Source organism: Stenotrophomonas sp. ISL-67, assembly GCF_018612915.1.
Lineage (GTDB): Bacteria > Pseudomonadota > Gammaproteobacteria > Xanthomonadales > Xanthomonadaceae > Stenotrophomonas.
In genome coordinates, this window is sequence record NZ_JAGGRL010000006.1 from 223,442 (window position 1) to 241,466 (window position 18,025).

14 protein-coding genes, 1 pseudogene and 1 riboswitch are annotated in these 18,025 nt (G+C 67.0%); of the genes and pseudogenes, 7 read left to right on the forward strand and 8 right to left on the reverse strand.

Features of this window, described 5'->3' with window-relative positions:
• Positions 1-48: 48 nt before the first annotated feature.
• Positions 49-3,630: a transporter substrate-binding domain-containing protein gene (locus J7J08_RS08745; RefSeq protein WP_214904052.1), complete on the reverse strand. Its 3,582-nt coding sequence runs from the start codon at positions 3,628-3,630 to the stop codon at positions 49-51.
• A gap of 78 nt (positions 3,631-3,708) precedes the next feature.
• Between J7J08_RS08745 and J7J08_RS08750 the strand changes: the two genes are divergently transcribed.
• The 6 genes from J7J08_RS08750 to J7J08_RS08775 all read left to right on the forward strand — a co-directional run bounded on the left by J7J08_RS08750 (position 3,709) and on the right by J7J08_RS08775 (position 9,375).
• The gene (locus tag J7J08_RS08750; RefSeq protein WP_214904054.1) at positions 3,709-4,347 is read left to right on the forward strand and encodes a response regulator transcription factor; all 639 of its coding nucleotides are present in this window, start codon (positions 3,709-3,711) and stop codon (positions 4,345-4,347) included.
• A 46-nt stretch (positions 4,348-4,393) separates the two neighbouring features.
• Positions 4,394-5,530 (forward strand): phosphotransferase, encoded by a 1,137-nt coding sequence (locus tag J7J08_RS08755; protein WP_214904056.1) that lies wholly within the window; start codon positions 4,394-4,396, stop codon positions 5,528-5,530.
• Between the two features lie 41 nt (positions 5,531-5,571).
• A riboswitch (TPP riboswitch) is annotated at positions 5,572-5,667 on the forward strand.
• A gap of 67 nt (positions 5,668-5,734) precedes the next feature.
• Positions 5,735-7,906, forward strand: coding sequence for a TonB-dependent siderophore receptor (locus J7J08_RS08760; protein ID WP_214904059.1), 2,172 nt, complete (start codon positions 5,735-5,737; stop codon positions 7,904-7,906).
• Positions 7,907-7,914: 8 nt separating this feature from the next.
• Entirely contained in the window at positions 7,915-8,487 is a 573-nt protein-coding gene (pnuC, locus tag J7J08_RS08765) for a nicotinamide riboside transporter PnuC (protein WP_214904061.1), read from the forward strand.
• 10 nt (positions 8,488-8,497) lie between these two features.
• A complete protein-coding gene (locus tag J7J08_RS08770) occupies positions 8,498-8,968 on the forward strand; it encodes an AraC family transcriptional regulator (RefSeq protein WP_214904063.1) in 471 nt (156 codons plus the stop codon).
• A complete protein-coding gene (locus tag J7J08_RS08775) occupies positions 8,965-9,375 on the forward strand; it encodes a VOC family protein (protein ID WP_214904067.1) in 411 nt (136 codons plus the stop codon). Before J7J08_RS08770 ends, J7J08_RS08775 begins: the two co-directional genes overlap by 4 nt.
• Before the next feature lie 13 nt (positions 9,376-9,388).
• Here J7J08_RS08775 and J7J08_RS08780 read toward each other — a convergent pair whose 3' ends face one another.
• From J7J08_RS08780 to J7J08_RS08805, 7 genes and pseudogenes are all read right to left on the reverse strand, one after another.
• Positions 9,389-12,454: an efflux RND transporter permease subunit gene (locus J7J08_RS08780; protein ID WP_214904070.1), complete on the reverse strand. Its 3,066-nt coding sequence runs from the start codon at positions 12,452-12,454 to the stop codon at positions 9,389-9,391.
• Positions 12,451-13,542: an efflux RND transporter periplasmic adaptor subunit gene (locus J7J08_RS08785; RefSeq protein ID WP_214904073.1), complete on the reverse strand. Its 1,092-nt coding sequence runs from the start codon at positions 13,540-13,542 to the stop codon at positions 12,451-12,453. The genes J7J08_RS08780 and J7J08_RS08785 overlap by 4 nt, the downstream gene beginning before the upstream one ends.
• A gap of 62 nt (positions 13,543-13,604) precedes the next feature.
• Positions 13,605-14,237, reverse strand: a complete 633-nt coding sequence (locus J7J08_RS08790) for a TetR/AcrR family transcriptional regulator C-terminal domain-containing protein (protein WP_214904076.1) — start codon at positions 14,235-14,237, stop codon at positions 13,605-13,607.
• A gap of 105 nt (positions 14,238-14,342) precedes the next feature.
• Positions 14,343-14,735: a chromate transporter gene (locus J7J08_RS13390; protein WP_251006532.1), complete on the reverse strand. Its 393-nt coding sequence runs from the start codon at positions 14,733-14,735 to the stop codon at positions 14,343-14,345.
• Positions 14,662-15,600, reverse strand: a pseudogene (gene chrA / locus J7J08_RS08795) (chromate efflux transporter); the annotation flags it as partial. The gene J7J08_RS13390 and the pseudogene chrA, both read right to left, overlap by 74 nt.
• A 28-nt stretch (positions 15,601-15,628) precedes the next feature.
• Positions 15,629-16,009: a DUF4180 domain-containing protein gene (locus J7J08_RS08800; RefSeq protein WP_214904079.1), complete on the reverse strand. Its 381-nt coding sequence runs from the start codon at positions 16,007-16,009 to the stop codon at positions 15,629-15,631.
• Between the two features lie 230 nt (positions 16,010-16,239).
• Positions 16,240-17,223, reverse strand: a complete 984-nt coding sequence (locus J7J08_RS08805) for an NADPH:quinone reductase (protein WP_285230673.1) — start codon at positions 17,221-17,223, stop codon at positions 16,240-16,242.
• A 123-nt stretch (positions 17,224-17,346) separates the two neighbouring features.
• Between J7J08_RS08805 and J7J08_RS08810 the strand changes: the two genes are divergently transcribed.
• Positions 17,347-17,679 carry a helix-turn-helix domain-containing protein gene (locus tag J7J08_RS08810; protein WP_214904085.1) on the forward strand — a complete coding sequence of 111 codons (333 nt, stop codon included), beginning with the start codon at positions 17,347-17,349 and terminating at the stop codon, positions 17,677-17,679.
• Positions 17,680-18,025: the final 346 nt, after the last annotated feature.

Sequence of the window (18,025 nt, forward strand, 5' to 3'; positions counted from 1 at the left end):
CGTTGTCCATCACGGTGACGGAATGCCTGGGACACGCGTGGCGTGTCGCTACAGGTCCTCCAGATAGGATTGAAGGGCGATTTCGAACGCATCGATATCCTCCAGGCTGCCCGCCAGCCCCTGTTCCGGAATCCGCTGCATCAGCGCGCGCGCCTGCATGGCCAGCGCTTCGGCCCCCAGCGTGCCCAACCCGCCGACGATGCGATGCAACACTTCCACCGCCGTGTTGCTGTCGCCCTGCTCGCGCGCTTCCCTTCCACGCTGCAGGTCGTCGGCGGTGGCCTGGCGCATGCTGTCGATCAGCACGGTAGCCACGTGTTCGGAGCCGAAACGGCGCACGATCGCCGCGCGCGTGGGGGCGGCGGCCGGCGCCGCCGTTTCCGCTGCGGGGGCACCTTCGCGGCCGAGCTGCTCGGTGGCGTCATCGGTGGGCAACCAACGGCGCAGCGCCTGGCGCAGCGTGGCCAGCGCCACCGGCTTGGCCAGCAGGTCATCCATGCCGGCCTCGCGGCAGCGCTGCACGTCTTCGGCCAGCGCGCTGGCGGTCAGCGCCAATACCGGCATGCGCTTGCCGCTGCCGCGTTCGCGCTCCCGGATGTGCCGGGTAAGGGTGTAGCCGTCCATCACCGGCATGCGGCAGTCGGTGATGACCAGGTCGAAGGTCGAGGCGTCGAGCAGTGCCAACGCGGCTTCGCCGTCCACCGCCAGTTCATGCTGCAGGCCAAGCTGCTGCAGCCGCCAGCGCATCAACGCCTGGTTGGTCGGGTGGTCTTCCACCACCAGCACGCGGCGCCGCGCCTGGCCTGGCGGCAGCGGGTCGACATCACCGCCGGGGCGCTGCTCGTCGCGCACGGTCTCCTCGCCGGGCACCAGCGGCAGGCTCAACAGCACGTCCACCCGGGTGCCTTCACCCGGCACGCTGTGCATCTCCAGCCGCCCGCGCATCAATCCCACCAGGCGTTGGCAGATGCTCAACCCCAATCCGGTTCCACCGTAGTGCCGGGTAATGGCGACATCGGCCTGCGCGAACGGTTTGAACAGCCGTTCCCGCTGCTCGGGGGAAATGCCGATACCGGTGTCGGTCACCGTCAGGCGCAGCGACTGCGCCATCTCGTCATCGCGGTCCACGCTCAACGCGATCGCCACCGAGCCCTTGTTGGTGAACTTGATGGCATTGCTGAGCAGGTTGAACACGATCTGGCGCAGGCGCATGCCATCGACCAGGTGCTGCTGCGCCACTGCCGGATCGACCTCCAGGCTGAGCGAAAGGCCCTTGCTGGATGCCTGCGGCGACAACAACTGCTGCACGTTGTCGAGCAGGCTGCGCAGCAGGACCGGCTGTGGCTCCAGCGGCAGCGCGCCGGCTTCGATGCGGGAGTAGTCGAGGATGTCATCGAGGATCTGCCGCAGCATCTGCGCGGAATCTTCGATGACGCCGATGATGCGCCGTTGTTCGCCGTCCAGGCCGGTGTGCGACAGCGCTTCGACCATGCCCAGCACGCCGCTCATCGGCGTGCGGATTTCGTGGCTCATGGTCGCCAGGAAATTGGATTTGGCCGCAGTGGCCCGCTCGGCATCGGACTTGGCAGCGGCCAAGGCATCGGCCTGCGCACGCGCCTCGGTCACATCCACCCAGTACCCGCTCCACAGCACCACACCGTGTTCGGCGGCATACGGCAACGCGCGGGTGCGCACCCAGCGCACCACGCCGTGCGGGCTGGTGCGGAACTCCATGTCCAGCGCGGAAAAATCGCGCGCGGCCTCGTTCAGCGCGCGGTTGACCGCCTCGCGGTCGCGGGGGTCGATCTGGTCGGCCAAACGCGTTTCATCGGCGATGACCTCGGCGGTGCTGACCCCGAACATCGCCTGCAGATCGCCGGTGATGTACGGGAAGGTGACCCGGCCATCGCTGTCGCGGCGGGCCTGGTAGACGATCGCCGGCAGGTTGTCGGTCACTTCCACCAGGCGCTGTTCCAGCCGGCGTCGCATGCCGACCTCGCGGCGCAACCGCCAGTAGCCCCAGCCGTGCACGATGATGCCGGTGAGCAGCACCAGCGACAGCGGCACCGCCCAGCGCGCAACCGAGCGCCAGTCCAGCCCGGTGCGGTATTCGGCCAGCAACCAGTCGCCGCGGATGGCGGCATGCTCACGCGGGGTGATGTTGGCCAACACCCGGTCGAAGGTGGTGGCCAACGGCGCGTACTGGCGCTTGACCGCCAGCGACAACTGGTCGCTGAACCCTGCCGGCGCGGCCACGTGCAGCTTTGCCGGGTACACCTCACGCACCACGCGGTCGACCATGGCCAGGTTGCCGACGTAGGCATCGGCGTCGCCATTGGCCAGTCGCGACAATGCCTGGTCGACGCTGCGCGCCGGCACGATGCGCGCCTTGGGTGCGTACTGGAGGATATAGCCACGCAGGCGCTCGGGATCGGACAGCAGGATGCTGCGCCCGTCCAGGTCGCCCAGGCCCAGCACCGAACGGCTGTTGTTCGGCGTGACGATCACGTTGGGCACGCTGATGAACGGCTGGCTGAACACCCAGTCATCGCCAAGGTAATGCGCATCGTTGGGCATGCCCATCACCACATCGACATCGCCCCTGCGCATCTGCTCGCGCACTTCGAACCAGTCGTGCGCGGGCACGCGGTTCAACTGCGCCCCGACCATGCGCAACTGGCGCAGGTAGTCGCCGGCCACGCCGCTGGGCTCGCCGGCCGCGTCGATGAACGACAGCGGCGCACCCGTGGGGGCATAGCCCATCCGCATCGGCGTGGCCAGGATGCGGCGTTCGGCCTCGCCAAGGATCAGGCGCGACTGCGCCGACCACTGCAGCGGCGGCAGCCAGCGCTTGTACAGCGCCTCGCGCTGCGCGGCGGTCACGGTCGACAACGCGCTGTCGAGTGCTTCGGCCAGCGGCTGGCGGGCGTTGGGTACGCCGAAGTGGAGGCGTTCGGGTGGCAGGTCGCTGGGGCGCAGCAGGGCAATGCCGTCAATGCCCTGCTGGCGGATCAGCGTGCTGGCGACGTGGGCATTGCCGATGTACACGTCGGCCTTTCCCTGGGCCACCATCGCCAGCGCTGCGCGGGTGTTGGCGGCCGTCACCTGGCGGGCAGCCGGGAAACGTGCCCGCACCTGGGTGCTGGTGAGGAACTCCTGTTCGGTGACCACGCGCAGCCCGGCCAGGTCCGGGTCGGACGAGGTGCGGGTATCGCCGATCCGGCCCACCAGGGCCAGCGGCGCATCGGCATAGGAGCCGGTATAGACCATGCAGCGGGTCCGGTCCGGGGTCAGGGTGATGTTCATCACCACATCGACCTCACCGCGACATGCCGCATCCAGCACGTCGGCCCAATCGCGATACACCTTCACCTTCACCCGCACGCCGAGCTGGCGGGTCAACAACATCAGGTAGTCGTAGCCAAGACCATCCGGCCGGCCGTTCTGCATGAATTCGAATGGTGGCCAGCCGCTGTCGTACAGGCCCAGTAAGATGGTAGGGTTCCGGTCGATCCATTCAGCCTGGCGCGGTGAGAGCGACGGTGCCGGCGCCGGAGCCGCATTGGCGGCGGCGCCCAGCGCGATCACCAGACCAAGCACGACCAGCCAGCGGACAACCGAGGTACGCATGCTGTCAGTTCTCCCAGGAGTGATCCGCCCACCGCGACGTGCCCCGAGGGGCCGCTGCCTTAACGGCCATACTATTCCATGAGCTTGCGCATAATCATTGCCGACGACCACCCGGTGGTCCGGATCGGCACCAAATCCGTGATCGAACTCAGCGGCGTGGGCCGGGTGGTGGCCGAAGCAAGCAGTGTTGATGAGCTTCTGGCCGCATTGAAGGTCCATCCCTGCGATGTGCTGGTCACCGATTACTCCATGCCCGGCGGCGCACAGCCTGACGGTTTTGCCATGATCGGGCAGGTCCGCCGTCACTATCCGGACCTGCCGGTGCTCATGCTGAGCGTCTCCACCAACCTGGCGATCCTGCGCATGGTGGCTTCCACCGGCGTACTGGGGCTGGTCGACAAGACCTCCTCGATGGAGGAGCTGCCGGTGGCCATCCAGACTGTGCACCGCGGCCAGCCGTACGTGAGCCGCACGCTCAAGAACCTCATCGACCGCATGGGCACGCAGAACCTGGGCGATGAACGCACGCGCGCGTTGTCGCCGCGCGAGGTGGAAGTGCTGCGGCTGCTCGCCAGTGGCCTGATCGTCAAGGAAATCGCCGCGAAGCTGCACAAGAGCGTGAGCACCATCAGCCGGCAGAAGGGCGATGCGATGCTCAAGCTCGGCCTGCGGAATGATGCACAGCTGTTCGACTGGCTGCGTGACAGCCCGCTTTGACCCTGCCCCACAGGCCGCCAGCCTGCTGCTGAAGAAGTCCGTTTCCATGATGAACACCGATCACCGCGTGCAGGGCCTGGACAACGACGACGTCGTTGCCGACTGGCCGGCGATCAGCGGCACCGAACTGGCGTGGTTGCGCGGCCGGTACCCCGCGCTCGACGGGGAAATCCGCGTGCTGTGGCACAGTCCGCGCCCGTTCTCTGCCGCTGCACTGGTGGAATGCGGACCGCGGCGGTACTTCGTCAAACGCCACCATTGCAATGTGCGCTCGGCCGATGTGCTGGCCGAAGAGCATCGTTTCATCGCCCACCTGGCTGCTGCCGGCGTACCGGTGGTGACGGTGATGCGCGCGTACGATGGCGCAACCGCGATGGAACACGGCGGCTGGACCTACGAACTGCACGCCGACGGTGACGGCCACGATCTATACCGCGACAGCCCGTCGTGGACGCCGCCGTCCGAACCCGCGCACGCCCGCGAAGCCGGCGCCATGCTCGCCCGCCTGCACCTGGCCGCAGCGGATCATCACGCCCCCCAGCGCAGCACGCACCTGCTGGTGGCACGCGACGATCTGATCCGCGCGCGCGATCCGCTGGCACTGCTGCGCAGCGAACTGCCGGCCCGTCCCGGATTGGCCGATTACCTGTCACGGCAGCACTGGGAACAGGATCTGCAACGCGCGATCCTGCCCTGGCACGCCGTACTGGCCGACCGCCTGCACATGGAACCGGTGCTGTGGGGCCACAACGACTGGCATGTATCCAACCTGCTCTGGCATGGCCAGGGCCCGGCAGCAACGGTCGGCACGGTGTTTGATTTTGGCCTGGCCTCCCCGGCCAGCGCGCTGTTCGACCTGGCCACCGCGATCGAGCGCAATGCCATCGCCTGGCTGGACGCGGGCGGCGACGGGCCGGTGGCGCATGCCGATATCGCGCTGGCGCTGCTGGCCGGGTACCACCAGGTGCGCCCGCTGTCGGCCGCCCAGGTGCAGCTGCTGGCCGACCTGCTGCCGGTGGTGCACCTGGACTTCGCGCTGTCGGAAGTCGAGTACTTCCAAGGGGTTACCCGCTCCCCGGCGAATGCCGACGTGGCCTACCACACGTTCCTGCTGGGCCATGCCGACTGGTTCGCCCGCCGCCCGGGCCGGGCCCTGCTGGACACCCTGCGCGCCGCTGCCTGAACCGGCGGGGTCGCAACGGCGGCCGATTGGTGTGAAAATGACCGCTGAAGCGGGGGTGCCTGGCGTTGCCAGGCTGAGAGAGTCCCTTGGAACCTGATCCGGTTTGCACCGGCGTAGGGAGCTTTGAGCAGCAGGCGCATCCCCGTTCCGGGCCGGTGCGCGTGCATGCCTTCGCTTCGTCTCCTTTGGCTGATGACGAATCGAATGAACCGCTGCTACCGCCTCACGCTGTTGACCGCCGCCCTCTGCGCCGCACTGCCGCTGCATGCCAGTGACGCCGACACTGCGGCGGCCGAACGTTCGCCCACCGACCTGGCCGGCATCCGCGTGCAGGCCAACAAACCTGCGGCGGCGTCCACGCCGTCGAGCAGTTTCGGCAGCGCCGACTGGAAGAACACCCCGGCCTCGGTCAACGTGCTCGACCGCGCGCTGCTGGACCAGCTGCAGGTCCGCACCCTGTCTGAACTGGCGCGGCAGGACGCCTCGCTCGGCGACAGCTATGCGCCGGTCGGCTACTACCAGAACATCGCCATCCGCGGCTTCGCGCTGGACCCGGCCACCGGCTACCGCTTCAACGGGCTGTCCATCGCCGGTGAGCAGCGCCTGGCGCTGGAGAACGTGCAGCAGGTGGAAATCCTCAAGGGTGAGGCAGGTCTTGCCGCCGGCGTGATGGCGCCGGGCGGCATCATCAACTACGTGGGCAAGCGCCCGGCCGATGTGCGCACCGTCACCCTGGCCACCGATTCGGAAGGCTCGCGCTACGTTGCTGTCGACGTGGGCGGCTGGATCACTCCGCGCTTCGGCCTGCGCGTGAATGCCGCCTGGGACGACAGCGCCTCGTACATCGAACATGCCGACGGCCGCCGCAACTTCTATTCGCTGGCCGCTGACTGGCTGATCGGCGAACACGGCAAGCTGGAAGTGGATGCCAACTACCAGACCAGCGCGCAGCGCTCGGCCAGCGGCTACCAGCTGCTGGGCGGCAGCGAACTGCCGCGCGGCGTGGACCGCAGCCGCATGCTTGGCCACCAGCCGTGGCAGCAGCCCGTGGGCATCGACAGCACCAACATCACCGCGCTGCACACCTACGACTTCAACCCCGACTGGCAATCGCGGCTGTCGGTGGGCCACAGCCGTTCGGTGATCGACGACAACGTCGCCTTCGCCTACGGCTGCTACTACGCTGCAGGCTGCGCCGATGGCAGCGTGCCGGGCAACTACTTCGCGCCCAACGGCGACTACGACATCTACGATTACCGCAGCCCCGACGACACCCGCCGCAATGATGAAGCGCGCGGCGAACTGCGCGGCCGCTTCGCCACCGGCGCGGTCGAACACGAACTGTCGGTTGGCCTGAGCGCGTTCCACCGCACCGTGGACAAGCGCCAGAACGTCAACGAGTACGTGGGCACGGCCAACATTGCCGATGCGCAGGTGCCGGTATTCGATCCCTCGCCGCTGCAGCCGGGCCCGTCCGCGCGGCGCCTGGACAGCTGGCAGCGCGCGGTGTTCGCACTGGACCGCATGCATTTCGGCGATGACTGGCAGTTCCTGGCCGGTGGTCGTTACGTGCGCCTGGATGAGCGCGCCTACGACAAGCGCGGCGTTCCGGAGCGGCACAGCCGCCTGTCGCAGTTCCTGCCGCAGACCGCGCTGGTCTGGCAGGCCAGCGAACACCTCAACGTCTACGCCAGTTACGTGGAAGGCCTGTCGCTGGGCCAGGAAGCGCCGTTCTGGACCAGCAACGGCAGCACCTTCCTGCCGGCGATGCAATCGCGCCAGCGCGAGCTGGGGGTCAAGTACGCTGCCGCCGACGGCCTGATGCTGGGCGCGGCGCTGTTCCGCATCACCCAGCCGTTCCAGTACGCCAGGCCCGACGCCAGCGATGCCGGCTTCACCTTCGTGCAGGAAGGCACCCAGGCCCACACCGGGCTGGAGCTCACCGCCAATGGCCAGCTCAGCGAAGGCCTGGCGGTGAACGCCAGCGCCAGCCTGCTGCAGGCGCGCGCGCGCGATGCCGGCACCGCGTATTACGACGGCCAGCAGCTGGTCAACGTGCCCAAGGTGCGCGCCGCGCTGCACGTGGACTACGCCCTGCCGTTCGTGGCCGGGCTGGCCGTGAGCGGCGGCTGGCGCTACGCCTCCTCCAACGCGGCCACCGTGGATGGCAGCGTGAAGGCACCGGCGTACTCGGTGTTCGATGCCGGCGTACGCTTCCAGCACCCGCTGCACGCACACCCGGTTACCTGGAGCCTGTCGGTGGACAACCTGTTCGACCGCTTCTACTGGCGCGACACCGGCAGCAGCGCCGGCGATTACTACCTGTTCGCCGGCGCTCCGCGCCAGGCGCGCCTGTCGGTCACGGTTGGGCTGTGAGCGCGGCCGTGCTCGAATGGTCGGCAGTGGTGGCCAGCCTGCTCGGGGTGTGGCTGATGGCGCGCCGGCGCATGCTGGCGTGGCCGGTCGGGCTGCTTGCGGTGGGCCTGTACGCCACGGTGTTCATCGAAGCGCGGCTGTATTCGGACAGCCTGCTGCAGGTGGCCTTCGGGGGCTTCCTGCTGTATGGCTGGCTGAGCTGGCACCGGCACGCCGAACAGGACGGTGCCATCGTGATCGTGCCGCTGCCGCGCCAGCTGCTGCTGCGCGACCTGGCCGTGGGCATCGGCTTCGGCGTGGCGCTGGGCGCGGCCATGCACACCTGGACCAACGCCGCGCTGCCGTGGCTGGACGCCATGCTGGCCGCGCTGAGCCTGGTGGCGCAGTGGTGGCAGGCAAGGCGGCACGTGGCCACCTGGTGGCTGTGGATCGTGGTCGACGTGGTGTACGTGGGCATGTACCTGGTCAAGTCGTTGGACGTTACCGCCGGCCTGTACCTGGTCTTCATCGGCCTGGCGGTGATGGGGCTGCGCGCGTGGTCGGCGGCCCGCGATGAAGGGGCCGTGCTGAAACCGCGTTAGCCTGTACGGCATGAACCAGACCCCCGAACTGCTGCGCCGACTGCTGCGGGCCAAGGACCACATGGATCGTGCCCCGCAGGAAACGTGGCCGATCGCACGGCTGGCGCAGGTCAGTGCGGTGTCGGAGGCCTACTTCGCGCGGCAGTTCCGCCAGGCGTTCGGGCTGCCGCCACACCGCTACCTGCTCACCCGGCGCATCGAACGCGCCGTGGCGCTGTGCCGCGATACCGACCTGCCGATCACGGAGATCGCACTGCAGACCGGCTGGAGCAGCCTGGGCACGTTCGGGCGGATCTTCCGCGACATCACCGGGCAGAGCCCGGGCGAGCTGCGCGCCCGCCTGTTGCCGGGTACCGCCGTGCCGGCGCCGGAGTGCATCGCGCGGGCCGCCAGCCGACCCGACCTCAAGACCTCAGTTTCGGAGAAGCGGCTGGGTGGCGGCGGGAGTAAAAAGGACGCTCACACACCGGAGGTCACATGAGCCAGGGCATTGAAGTAGTGGGGTTGTATGTGCGCGACCAGCAGGAAGCGCTGGATTTCTACGTGGGCAAGCTGGGTTTTGCGGTACACACCGACGCTGGCAATGGCGACTACCGCTGGCTGACCGTGCAGCACCCGGACCAGCCGGGCTTCCAGCTCGGCCTGTTCCGCCCGGGCCCGCCGGTGCACGATGCGGCCACCGCGCAGGCGTTGAACGCATTGGTGGCCAAAGGCGCGATGCCGCCACTGGTGTTGACGGTGGACGATTGCCAGGCCACCTACGACCGCTGGTCGGCCGCCGGGGTGGAGTTCAACCAGGAACCGGTGGAACGCTACGGCACGATGGATGCAGGGTTCCGCGATCCGTCGGGCAATGGGTGGAAGTTGATCCAGCGCGCGGCGGGTTGAATTCCTGCTGGGGTTACGCGGTCTTGTGCGTGGACTTGTGGCGGAACCTGCGCGACAGCCATTCGCCCAGGTCGTCCATCACGGTGAACGCGGCCGGGATCACGATCAGGCTGAGCAGCGTGGAGGTGATCAGACCACCGATCACGGCAATCGCCATCGGTGCGCGGAAGCTGGAATCGCCGGCAAAACCCAGCGCGATCGGCATCATGCCGGCGCCCATCGCCAGCGTGGTCATCACGATCGGCTGGGCACGCTTGCGGCAGGCGTCGATCAGCGCATCGTGCTGGCTCATGCCCTGCTCGTCTTCGGCCATCACCGCGTAGTCCACCAGCAGGATGGAGTTCTTGGTGGCGATGCCGATCAGCATCAGCAAGCCGATCAACGCCGGCAGCGAGAGCATGTTCTGGGTGATCAGCAGCGCACCAAACGCACCACCCGCGCACAACGGCACCGCCGCCAGGATGGTGACCGGCATCAAGACGTGGTTGAACAGCAGCAACAGCACCATGTAGATGCAGATCAGGCCGGCGGCCATGGCCAGCATGAAGCCGATGAACAGCTCCACGAACACTTCGGCATCGCCGGTGTTGAGGAAGGTCACGCCCGGCGGCAGCTGCTTGACGCTGGGCAGCGCCTGCACTTCGGTCATCACATCACCCAGCGGGCGGCCGTTGAGCTCGGCGGTGAGCGTCACGTTGCGCTGGCGCTGGTAGCGCGAAATCTGCGACGGGCCACTGCCCTGGCGGATCTCGGCCACCGCCGCGAGCGGCACCGGGCCGTCGCGGCCGGGTACGCGCAGCTGCCCGATCAGCGCCGGGTTGGCCAGCGTAGCCTCAGCGAAGCCGACGCGGATCGGCACCTGCCGGTCCGGCAGGTTGAGCTTGGCCAGGCGCTGCTCGTAATCGCCGGCGGTGGCGATGCGCGCGGCTTCCGCGATGTCCTGCGTGGCCACGCCGAGGTCGGCGGCGCGCGCGGCATTGGGCACGATCTGCAGTTCCGGGCGCAGCAGCGAGGCGGTGGAGGTCACGCTGCCCAGGCCCTGGATACCGCGCAGGTCGCGTTCGAGCGCGGTGGAGGCGTCCTGCAGGCGCTGCGGGTCATCACCGGACAGCACCAGCTGCAGCAGGTTGCCCGGCTCTGAGCTGACATAGCTCACGCGCACGCCGGGCAGGTTGGCCAAGCGCTCGCGCGCGTCGCGTTCCAGCGCGCGCTGGTCGCGGTCGCGGTCGTCAGCCACGCCCCAATCCAGGATCAACGTGGCCTTGCGCGGTTCACCCACGCCGGTGGCGCTGGGGTCGCCCAGGTCGAGCACGGCGCCCACGGCGGTGTAGACCTGCTTCAGCTCGGGCATGTCCTTGAGCAGCGCGCGCGCCCGCTCGGCCACCGCCACGGTTTCCTGCAGGCGGGTGCCCGGCGGCAGTTCCAGATTGAGGTTGCTGCGGCCCAGGTCCGACTGCGGAATGAAAGTGGCCGGGATGAACGGCACCAGCGCCAGCGAGGCCACGAACAGGCCGGTGGCCAGCCACAGCGTGCGGCCACGGTAGCGCAGTGCGGCGTCCACCCAGCCCAGGTACCAGGTCATCAGCTTCGATTCGGGCTTCTCCTCACCATGCGGTTTCAGGAGATAGGCCGCCATCATCGGCGTGAGCAGGCGCGCCACCAGCAGCGAGAACAGCACCGCCGTGGCGGCGGTCCAGCCGAATTCGCGGAAGAACTTGCCGGCAATGCCGGGCATGAACGCCACCGGCACGAACACCGCCGCCAGGGTCAGCGAGGTGGCGATCACCGCGTTGCCGATCTCGCCCGCCGCTTCGCGCGCCGCTTCCAGCGGTGGCTTGCCCATGCGCAGGTGGCGCACGATGTTTTCGATCTCCACGATCGCATCGTCCACCAGGATGCCCACCACCACCGACAGCGCCAGCAGGGTGATGATGTTCAGGGTGAAGCCGAAGAAGTACATCACCGCGAAGGTGGGAATGATCGACAGCGGCAGCGCCAGGGCAGACACCCAGGTCGCGCGCCAATCGCGCAGGAACAGCCACACCACCAGCAGGGCCAGCAGTGCGCCTTCCCACAGCATGGTCATCGACGAATCGTAGGAGCGGTGGGTTTCATCGATCGCGGTGGTGACCAGCCGGAAATCGATCCCCGGGTGCTCGGCCTTGATCCTGTCCAGCGCGGCGTGCACGCCGGCTTCCACCTTCACTTCGCTCGAACCACGCGTGCGCGACATCGAGAACGCGACCACCTTTTCGCCATCCAGCAGCGCCGCTTCGGTCGGATCGGCCGCCGCGTCGGTCACCTTGGCTAGGGTGGAAAGGCGCACCGCGCGGCCGTCCGGCAGCGCAATGGAGTAATCGCGCAGCGCCTGAGCGTCGCCCACCGTGCCCAGGGTACGGATGGTCTGCTGCGCGCCTTCTATCTCGGCCTTGCCGCCGGCGCGCTCGACCTGGATACGGGCCAGCTGCTGCGACACATCACCGGCGGTGATGCCCATTGCGATCAAGGCATTCGGGTCCAGGTCCACCCGCACCTGGCGCTGTACGCCCCCCACGCGGGTCACCCGGGCCACGCCCGGCACGCCGTACATGGCGCGCGCGATGTCGCGGTCGACGAACCAGCTGGCTTCGTCGGGGGTCATGTGCGGGGCAACCAGCGCGTAGGTCATCAGCGACCCGCCGATGTCCACCTTGGAAATCACCGGTTCCTGGATGTCCTGCGGCAGGTCGGTGCGGATGCGGGTGACCGCATCACGGGTGTCGTCCAGCGCGGTGGCCAGGTCGGCTTCCAGCTGGAACTCGATGGTGGTGGTGCTGACGCCTTCGCTGACCGAGGAGATCACGCGCTTGACGTTGTTCACGGTGGCCACCGAGTCCTCGACCTTGCGGGTGACCTCGGCCTCCAGCTGGCTGGGCGACGCGCCCGGCTGGGTCACGGTGACCGTGGTCATCGGGAAGGCGATGTCGGGAAAGCGTGCCACCGGCAACTGGTAGAAGCCCCACAGACCGGCCACGCACAGCACGAAGAAGATCAGCAGCGCAGGCAACGGGCGCTTGATCGCCCAGGCGGAGATATTCATTTGGCGGCAGCCTTGGCATCGGCCACTACGCGCACGCGGTCGCCTTCACCCAGGAAGCCGGCGCCTTCCACCACCACCCGGTCGCCGGCCTTCAGCCCTTCCACGATCGCAGTGCGACCCTGCACGGCCTGGCCGGTACGCACGCGCAGGCGCGCGGCCTGCTGCTTGTCGTTCACGCTGAACACGTAGCTGTGGCCGTCACGCTGCACGATCGCGGCGGTCGGCACGGTCAACGCGGGACCTTCCCCTGTGACGATGCGGCCTTCCACATAAACACCGGGCTTGAGCGTGCCCGGTTCGGGCAGGTCGGCAAAGAGGGTGCCGGTGCGGGTCTGCGCGTCCACGCCCGGGGTGACCGCACGGATGCGGCCGGTGACCACCGCATCCGCATAGGGCAGCTCCACGGTATTGCCCACGGCCACGCCGGTGAGCTGGTCTTCCGGCAGCTCGGCGCGCCATTCCAGGCGGCCATCGCGGATCAGGCGCAGCAGCTCGGTACCGGCCGAGACCACCTGGCCGGGCTGCACCAGGCGCTTGGAGATCAGACCGTCAGCCGGCGCGCGCAGGTCGGCGAAGTCACGGCGCAGCTGCGCCGCATCGCGCGATGCACGCGCGGTGGCGGTCTGCGCTTCGGCGTTGATGCGGTTGGCACGCAGTTCGTCCAGGCTGCTTTCGCTGATCAGCTTCTGCGCCGCCAGCTTCTCGCTGCGCTGGTAGTTCAGGCGCGCCAGTTCCTGCGCCGCCTGCGCCTGCTTGAGCGAGGCATCGGCCTGGGCCAGTTCGCTGTCCAGGGTGCGGTGGTCCAGCTGCAGCAGCACCTGGCCCTTCTTCACCCACTGGCCCACCTCCACCGGCAACGCGGTCACGCGCTGGCCGCTGATTTCCACGCCCAGCTGCATTTCCTCATAGGCGGTGACCGGGCCGGAGACCAGCACGGTGCGCGCCATGGTCTGCTGCTGCACGGGTGCCAGCGACACCGGCAGCGCCGAGCTTGCGGCAGCGTCGGCCTTGTCGTCTTTGTTGCCGCAGGCCGCGAGCAACGCGGCCACCAGCAGGAGGGAAGTGCAGCGGAAAAGAGAGGCGCGCATCAGTGAGCTTCCGTGTCGGAACTGCGGTAACAAGGGAAAGGGAAAGGGAAAGGGAAAGGGAATCAGGTTGCGCGGGCCAGGCGCTGTTCGATGCCGTCCAGCATCAGACCCAGGCCCTGTTCGAAGCGCGCGTCGAAATCGACCTCGCTCCAGACCTCGCGGGCGCTCCAGCAATGCGGGAAGCGCGCCTCGGCCAGGGCCATGAATGCCTCGCCGAGCGCCTCCATGCTGCCGTCGCCGGGCCAGGACTGTTCTTCGATCACAAAGCCCATCGCGTAATACACCATGTCCAGCGACGCGGTCGCGGCAAAGCGCACCGACGCCCCGGCGCCGACCAGCGCGGCGATGCTGGCTTCGCCTACCCGCAGCACGTTCTCGGTGGCCAGGAAGGTGCCGGCGTACACCCGCGCGCCATCGCGGCGTGCCTTGAAGGCCGTGCGGAACTCGCGGGCGATCTGCAGCAGCGTCTGCCGCCAGGGTTGGCCGTCGGGGATGTGGCGGGCCACCTCCACGATCATGGCGTCGGCCATGGCGTCCACCAACGCCTGTTTGCTCTTGAAGTGCCAGTACAGCGACGGCGCGCGGATGCCCAGCATGCAGGCCACCTTGCGCAGGGTCACGCCCTCCATGCCGGCTTCGTCGAGAAGCTTGAAGGCGGCCGCGACGATGTTGTCCCGGGCGATGGGCTTGCGCAATTGGGGGGCTACCTAACGTTGTTAGGGGGCGAATCTAACAGTGTTAGGTTTGCTCGCGCAAGCGCCGTGGGACCTCACCGCGACGGGATGGAAGCCGGCACCGCATCAGCCAGGCAGACGCCATGCGATGGAGGTGGCCACACACCACAGTACGATCCACAGCGACGGCAACCGTGCGAATGCCAGCAACGCGAAACCAACCGCAGCGATGGCTGCATCCATCGGCCCGTCCAGTCCTGCGGTCAGGACCGGATCGTAGAACGCCGCGGCCAACAGCCCCACGACCGCCGCATTGACGCCGGCCATGGCGCTCGTAGCAAGGCGGTGCCGACAGACCTGCGCCCAGAACGGGAGCACCGCCAGCAGCAGCACCAGGCAGAAACACCGCGACCAGCGCGACCACGGCACCGATGATAGCAGGCAGCCCCAACGGCACTTCGGCGCCGAGAAAGGCAACCAGTGAGAACATCGGCCCAGGCACCGCCTGCGCCGCTCCATACCCGGCCAGGAAGGTGTCCGAACTCAGCCAGCCACTGTCGACGACGCTGGTCTGCAGCAACGGCAGGACGACATGCCCACCCCCGAACACGAGACTCCCCGCCTGGTAGAACGCACTCGCCATGCCGGACGTCGTCGGCACCGCCGACGGCGGGAATACCACAGCGGCAAGCAATCCGATCGCGAACAGCGCGAGACAGGCGACGGAGACGCGGCCATCGTAACGAACGGGGAACACAGCGGGATCGGACGGACGGACGTGGCGACACAGCCAGGCGCCCAGGAAGCCGCCCAGGACAATGGCAACGAGTTGCACCCATGCGCTGCCGGCCAACGACGTCAGCACCACCACGCCACCGGCGATCAACAATCGCCGGGCATCTGGAGCAAGTTGTCGCGACATGCCGATCAGGCCGTGCGCGACGACAGCCACGGCAACCAGCTTCAAACCATGCAACGCGGCGGCACCGACACCGTGGCCCAGCAATGGGGCCAGAGACACCAGCCCGAACATCAACAGTGCGGAGGGCAACGTGAATGCCAGGAAGGCGGCGCCAGCGCCGGACCAACCACCGCGGAACAGACCGATGGCCAGACCCATCTGGCTGCTGGCGGGACCTGGCAGGAACTGGCACACCGCCAGCAACTGCCCGAAGCGGGCGTCGTCCAGCCAACCACGACGCCTGACGAACTCCTCGCGCATGTAGCCGATGTGCGCGATCGGGCCGCCGAAAGAGGTCAGTCCGAGCTTGAGGAACGCAACGAAGACTTCGCTCGTGCGCCCCGGCGCGCCTGCCGGGCCTTGGGATTCAGCTGCCTTCATGGTGGTTGGGATTCTCCTGCATGGGTTGTCCCACCCTTTCATACCCCTATTCCAGAATCATGGCGCCGATCTACCTGGCCATCCCGTTCCATAGTGCTGGGGACGCCGCCAACCATGCCAGCGCATCCGGCTGGCTATCGAACGCGCGGAACTGTGGGTGGCCACGCGCCTCCAGCAGGAACTCGCGGAATCTCCCGGAATAGGACTCAGCTGGATCAAAAACCGCAGCGGCACGCAGGCGATAGTTGACCAGGCGCTGTACGAACTCACCCGCGAACCCGGTGTGGAGCTGAAAGAACGCCAGGGGCAGCGCTCCGGCATCCAGGAGCAGCAAATCGGTATGAGCGTCGCTGCAGGCATACGCCAGCGCCATGGCATCCCGGACGTCGGTGATGCCGCCAGTGCACGCCACGATGTTTGAATCGGCATTGTTGACCAGCTGAAATTTCATGCGCACCGCCAAACCGCCTGATGGACGGACCTGCAGCTCACCACAGGGTGGACTGCTACTTGTTACAGCGCGATCTTAGGTCCGCCAGGTCCGGCCAACAAGCGGCTTATGCGCGGACCAACTACCCCTCCCTCCAAACATTGCAAACCAGTGCCCGGATGCCTCATCGCGGTTCCAGAACGGCGTGGAGGCGGCGCGCTACCTGGAATCGAACACGCACGTCGCTTCGCTCATATGGCGATGAGGACTTTACCCATGACAGATCCGGCTTCAAGTGCGCGATGCGCTTCAGCGATCTTTTCCAGACCCACCTTCAAGCCGAAATGGGGCGAATAGGCGCCGCTGGCAAGGCATGCATTGATGTCCCTGATCGCGTTGTTTTTCGCTTCCTGGGGGACCGAATAGATATACACGAAGCGGAGCACGCATCCGCGCACCATCGCACGCAACAGCGGCATTGAAAGCGCATCGGTCGCGTGCGCCGTCGCATAAGCGCTGATAACTCCGCCAGGGGCGAGGCATGCGAGGTCAAGGTCGAGGTTCGCCTTCACATTGACCTCTACGATGCGATCCACGCCTGCATTCTGGGTATGCGCGTTGATCGCGCCAGCGACATCGTCGTTCAGACGGTCCAGCACCAGGTCTGCTCCGGCCGCGCGGGCAATGATGGCCTGCTCGGGATTCATGACCGTGGTCACAACCCAGGCTCCCGCCCACTTTGCCAGAAGGATGGCGGCGGTGCCGACCACGCCCGCCCCCCCTTGCACCAACACCCTTCGGCCGTCGATGTCACCATCCGCGAAGAGGCAGCGATGGGCTGTCAGTGCCGGGATACCCAGCGATGCACCCACCTCAAAGGAGACATCGTCAGGCAGCGGCACGGCGTGCCCAGCCGGCACCGTCACGAACGCTGCAGCGGTCCCACTCGCCCTTCCGTACTGGGCTTCATAGATCCAGACCCGCTGCCCCACACGGCCCACCTCTTCCGGGTCGCCAACCGCATCGATGACACCTGCCCCGTCCTGATGGGGAATGATTCGTGGAAATGGCATCGGCGAAGAGAACCCTGTGCGGGCCTTGAGGTCTGTGGGATTCAGCCCGGACATGTACACCCGAACCCGAACTTCGCCGGGTCCCGGTTGCGGGGTCGGCAACTCTGCGACACAAAGCACCTCATCGGCCGGGCCCTGGCGGTCGTAATACGCAGCTCTCATGACCTTTCTCTCTGATTGCGAAGGGGTTCCCTTCCGGGCCAGTACTATCAGAGGCAAGCAACCATTTTACAACCAGGCACACTTTGTATATATAGAGATACAAAGTATCCCATTGGAGTAATGATGCCCACTGGCACGCCTTCTGAGTACCGATGCGCAGTAGAAGTCACCGTCGACATCGCCGGTGGCAAGTGGAAGCCGTTGATCGTTCACTACCTGTTGAGCGGAACCAAACGGTTTGGGGAGCTGCGAAAGCTGATCGGCGGAGTGACTCAGCGCTCGTTGACCTTGCAGCTGCGCGAGCTTGAGGCAAGCGGCATCGTCCGGCGCGAAGTGTTTGCAGAAGTTCCACCGCGCGTTGAATACACGTTGACGGCGCTGGGCACCACGCTGGCGCCGACGCTGGAAGCAATGAAGTCCTGGGGAGAACACTATCTGGCCAGCAAGAACGGCTAGCAGCGGAGAGCTTGAGCCCGCTGCAGGCAAAGCAACAGGACCGGGGCGTCGATTCCCTGCGGAGCGTGAGGGGATGGGCGGCACATCCGCTACCGGCGAATTGAGCCAATAGCAATAGTTTGTAGGCGTCGTTGATCCAATAGCTCGTGCAGCCTGCTCGAGCTATTTGCCCGTGGCTGCTACGAATAGCCATGTCCCCATAGTCAGGACGGCAATTGGCCCCACAGACATTGCTTTCGACAGGCGAAGCTGCAGCAACTATGGGCATCTTGTAGCCATAGTTAGCCCAGCCGATCTCTATCCAATTGATTTGCAAGCCCTTTTTTCGAAGCATTCAGCAACGGAG